Consider the following 1119-nt stretch of genomic DNA (forward strand, 5'->3'; position numbering starts at 1 on the left):
GGCAGCATTGGTATGCGGGCGAGGCTTATATCCTTGTAATTGCTCCAGATTAGAGTGCACGAGTCGGTTCGATTCCGACGCCTCCTACCATTCTCAGGAGGTGTCCAACATGGCGGACGACGTCACGAACGCAATTGATTTCAACGACATCAAGCAATCGGTCGAGGAGAACCTCGGAAGCACACCCGAAGGCTGGTCCGGCTTGGTCACGGTGCTCTTCACAGAGGTTAAGGAATACTGCGATCTGAAGGGTGCCACCTACCCCTTTGTCCTTCAGATCAAAGAGAAAATCGGCGAGCTCCGCATCTACCACCGGTGTGATGATCGACAAATTCAGTCGATGATCGCTGCGACGATTGCGCGTGCAAATCACAGCTGTGAACGATGCGGGAATAGTGCCGAGACCCAACTTCTGGACGGCTGGTACAAGACACTTTGTTGCTGGTGCGCGCATGATGTCGCGAGCAAGCGCCACCCTAAAAGGAAGAGGCTTTTTGGCGTTCGAAAAAAGCCTGCTCGAGATCGAATGACCTGCTCAGTTTGTGGCTATTTCGGTCAGATCGACCGAACGGATGACCGTAATCGGTGCCCTGCGTGCGTGAAGAAGGAATGGTGATGACCGCCGAACAACAAGTGACCTTCAATAAGATTATGGAAGACTACGATGATGAGAACTACGCCCGGAAGCTCATGAATACGGGCTCACTGGCCACCGGTCATGTCCCGCTGATTGCCCTTTGCCAGATCTCGAGAGGGGTCTTCCATCTCAACAAGACCAAGTTCTGGAGAATGTGACTGATGGATGATGTCGAAAAGAGTTGGAAGGAATTCCGGGAAAAGGTTCGAGGTGTGATCGAGGAGCATGGAGCTCCAGATGATCTCCGCTCATTTGACGCCTGGTACGCCGAAGAGATGCGTTTGGTGATGGCGCACAACTACCCAGCTCCGCACGTCTCTGACGTCACATGGTCGGCGGAGTGTCTGCATGTCGAGTGTGAAGACCGCGAAGTGGTCGACCGTATGATGAATGCTATGGCGGAGGTTTCACACGATCTCAAAGAGGCGCGGGCCCGGAGGTCAGTGATGGGCAGTGTTGTCGACTGGAATGATATTCATCGA

At 53.4% G+C, this 1119-nt stretch carries 3 protein-coding genes; all 3 read left to right on the forward strand.

Annotated features, from left to right (window positions below; translation table 11 throughout):
• The first annotated feature begins 109 nt into the window (after positions 1 to 109).
• Positions 110 to 616, forward strand: a complete 507-nt coding sequence (locus tag ACR0CG_RS23935) for a eukaryotic translation initiation factor 4 gamma (RefSeq protein ID WP_170408636.1) — start codon at positions 110 to 112, stop codon at positions 614 to 616.
• Positions 616 to 795 (forward strand): hypothetical protein, encoded by a 180-nt coding sequence (locus tag ACR0CG_RS23940; RefSeq protein WP_170408637.1) that lies wholly within the window; start codon positions 616 to 618, stop codon positions 793 to 795. The genes ACR0CG_RS23935 and ACR0CG_RS23940 overlap by 1 nt, the downstream gene beginning before the upstream one ends.
• 3 nt (positions 796 to 798) lie before the next feature.
• The coding region (locus ACR0CG_RS23945) for a hypothetical protein (protein ID WP_480528002.1) at positions 799 to 1119 on the forward strand (321 nt) is incomplete at its 3' end.

The sequence above is a fragment of the Ruegeria sp. AB8 genome (genome assembly GCF_056542605.1).